Raw genomic sequence first — 3,626 nt, forward strand, 5'->3', positions numbered from 1 at the left:
TTTCGGGCTCGGCAGTCGGTGAGGTCAGGGTAAACCCTGGTATCCAGATGGTCGGGGGTGGTGTGGAAGTGGATGTGAAGTCAGGTCGATGGGCAGGTTCTTCGATTTGACAGCTTGCAAAAAAGCCTTCATAATCTCGTTTCTGTGCTGCTCAAGCAGTACTTGCTCTTTAACAACTAAACAACCGATAAGTGTGGGCGCTTGGTAGGGTGGCGCAGCGGTTCTCCGATTCGTTGGGGGATGGCTGCACAAGCTAAACAAATCAAGCGCACACATTTGAAGTGAAGTACCTTGGATGTCAATGATATTCATGGAACCTCATTTCCTTTGAGTGAAGTGCCATGGCCTTTCGGGGTGATGGTGCGCGAATTAAACAGAGATTAAACTGAAGAGTTTGATCCTGGCTCAGATTGAACGCTAGCGGGATGCTTTACACATGCAAGTCGAACGGCAGCGCGGACTTCGGTCTGGCGGCGAGTGGCGAACGGGTGAGTAATGTATCGGAACGTGCCCAGTAGCGGGGGATAACTACGCGAAAGCGTGGCTAATACCGCATACGCCCTTATGGGGAAAGCGGGGGACCTTCGGGCCTCGCACTATTGGAGCGGCCGATATCGGATTAGCTAGTTGGTGGGGTAAAGGCTCACCAAGGCGACGATCCGTAGCTGGTTTGAGAGGACGACCAGCCACACTGGGACTGAGACACGGCCCAGACTCCTACGGGAGGCAGCAGTGGGGAATTTTGGACAATGGGGGCAACCCTGATCCAGCCATCCCGCGTGTGCGATGAAGGCCTTCGGGTTGTAAAGCACTTTTGGCAGGAAAGAAACGGCTCCGGATAATACCTGGGGCAACTGACGGTACCTGCAGAATAAGCACCGGCTAACTACGTGCCAGCAGCCGCGGTAATACGTAGGGTGCAAGCGTTAATCGGAATTACTGGGCGTAAAGCGTGCGCAGGCGGTTCGGAAAGAAAGATGTGAAATCCCAGAGCTTAACTTTGGAACTGCATTTTTAACTACCGGGCTAGAGTGTGTCAGAGGGAGGTGGAATTCCGCGTGTAGCAGTGAAATGCGTAGATATGCGGAGGAACACCGATGGCGAAGGCAGCCTCCTGGGATAACACTGACGCTCATGCACGAAAGCGTGGGGAGCAAACAGGATTAGATACCCTGGTAGTCCACGCCCTAAACGATGTCAACTAGCTGTTGGGGCCTTCGGGCCTTGGTAGCGCAGCTAACGCGTGAAGTTGACCGCCTGGGGAGTACGGTCGCAAGATTAAAACTCAAAGGAATTGACGGGGACCCGCACAAGCGGTGGATGATGTGGATTAATTCGATGCAACGCGAAAAACCTTACCTACCCTTGACATGTCTGGAATGCCGAAGAGATTTGGCAGTGCTCGCAAGAGAACTGGAACACAGGTGCTGCATGGCTGTCGTCAGCTCGTGTCGTGAGATGTTGGGTTAAGTCCCGCAACGAGCGCAACCCTTGTCATTAGTTGCTACGAAAGGGCACTCTAATGAGACTGCCGGTGACAAACCGGAGGAAGGTGGGGATGACGTCAAGTCCTCATGGCCCTTATGGGTAGGGCTTCACACGTCATACAATGGTCGGGACAGAGGGTCGCCAACCCGCGAGGGGGAGCCAATCCCAGAAACCCGATCGTAGTCCGGATCGCAGTCTGCAACTCGACTGCGTGAAGTCGGAATCGCTAGTAATCGCGGATCAGCATGTCGCGGTGAATACGTTCCCGGGTCTTGTACACACCGCCCGTCACACCATGGGAGTGGGTTTTACCAGAAGTAGTTAGCCTAACCGCAAGGGGGGCGATTACCACGGTAGGATTCATGACTGGGGTGAAGTCGTAACAAGGTAGCCGTATCGGAAGGTGCGGCTGGATCACCTCCTTTAAGAGCGAAAGCTGCTTTGCTAAGCGTCCACGCTTATCGGTTGTTTGTTAAATGTATAGCTGGGATCGATTTGGAATCTTGGGAGTAAGGGGAGACTCTTCCCTGAGGGCCTATGATTCTGGGTGCGGATCCGAAGAGTTTATTTGGGTCTGTAGCTCAGTCGGTTAGAGCACCGTCTTGATAAGGCGGGGGTCGTTGGTTCGAATCCAACCAGACCCACCAGGTTTTTTCTGAGTGCGCGAGCTGGGGCGAGGTAGAGATACGTTGCGTCGGGTAGTGGCGAGGGAAGATGGGGGTGTAGCTCAGCTGGGAGAGCGCCTGCTTTGCAAGCAGGATGTCATCGGTTCGATCCCGTTCACCTCCACCATAGATCTGAGGGTTTGCCTTGGGGTAGTGGTGTGCAATTGTAGAGTTCAACAGATAGTGTCGCGCGGGTTGGCGAGAAGGTTAGCTGACGTGATTTGGCGTTATCTGTTGGGTTTTGCCTAACGAGTTATACATTTGTTCTTTAACAATTTGGAAGAAGCACAACGAAAATGTGTTCATACGGTAGTTGGCGTGAGCCAGCGAAGGTGAACACGGGTTGTGATTGCATTAGATTTAGTTCAAGTTCTCAAGAGTGGGTTGCAAGACCTGCTTGTTTTGAGAGTGATGAACGGCACAAACGCGAGACATATCAGCGTCCTATAAGACGGTAGTGTTATAGGATCAAGCGACTAAGTGCACATGGTGGATGCCTTGGCGATTACAGGCGAAGAAGGACGTGGTAGCCTGCGAAAAGCTGCGGGGAGCTGGCAAACAAGCTTTGATCCGCAGATGTCCGAATGGGGCAACCCACTGCAGCGATGCAGTATTCCTGGCTGAATACATAGGCCAGCGAAGGCGAACCGGGTGAACTGAAACATCTCAGTAACTCGAGGAAAAGACATCAACCGAGATTCCGAAAGTAGCGGCGAGCGAAATCGGAGAAGCCTTTACGATTTAGCATTTCAGATAATCGAACGGAATGGAAAGTCCGGCCGTAGCAGGTGATAGCCCTGTAGATGAAATCTGGCTTGTGGAACTAGGCGTAAGAGAAGTAGGGCGGGACACGTGAAATCCTGTCTGAAGATGGGGGGACCATCCTCCAAGGCTAAATACTCGTAATCGACCGATAGTGAACCAGTACCGTGAGGGAAAGGCGAAAAGAACCCCGGAAGGGGAGTGAAATAGATCCTGAAACCGTGTGCATACAAACAGTAGGAGCCTCCTTGTGGGGTGACTGCGTACCTTTTGTATAATGGGTCAGCGACTTACATTCAGTGGCAAGGTTAACCGAATAGGGAAGCCGTAGCGAAAGCGAGTCCGAATAGGGCGATTTAGTCGCTGGGTGTAGACCCGAAACCAGATGATCTACCCATGGCCAGGTTGAAGGCACGGTAACACGTGCTGGAGGACCGAACCCACTAATGTTGAAAAATTAGGGGATGAGCTGTGGATAGGGGTGAAAGGCTAAACAAATCTGGAAATAGCTGGTTCTCTCCGAAAACTATTTAGGTAGTGCCTCAAGTATGACTGCGGGGGGTAGAGCACTGTTATAGCTAGGGGGTCATGGCGACTTACCAACCTATGGCAAACTCCGAATACCCGCAAGTCCAGCTTGGGAGACAGAGCACCGGGTGCTAACGTCCGGACTCAAGAGGGAAACAACCCAGACCGCCAGCTAAGGTCCCG

Annotated in this window: 2 tRNA genes and 2 rRNA genes; all 4 read left to right on the forward strand. The window is 52.6% G+C overall.

The features are described from left to right. Positions 1-382: 382 nt before the first annotated feature. A 16S ribosomal RNA gene (locus ACYVDM_RS26415) occupies positions 383-1,913 on the forward strand. Positions 1,914-2,058: 145 nt separating this feature from the next. Then, positions 2,059-2,135 (forward strand) — tRNA-Ile (locus ACYVDM_RS26420). 69 nt (positions 2,136-2,204) lie between these two features. Beyond that, positions 2,205-2,280, forward strand: a tRNA-Ala gene (locus tag ACYVDM_RS26425). 339 nt (positions 2,281-2,619) lie between these two features. Then, positions 2,620-3,626 (forward strand): 23S ribosomal RNA (locus tag ACYVDM_RS26430); the annotation flags it as partial.

Source organism: Bordetella tumulicola (assembly GCF_054779135.1).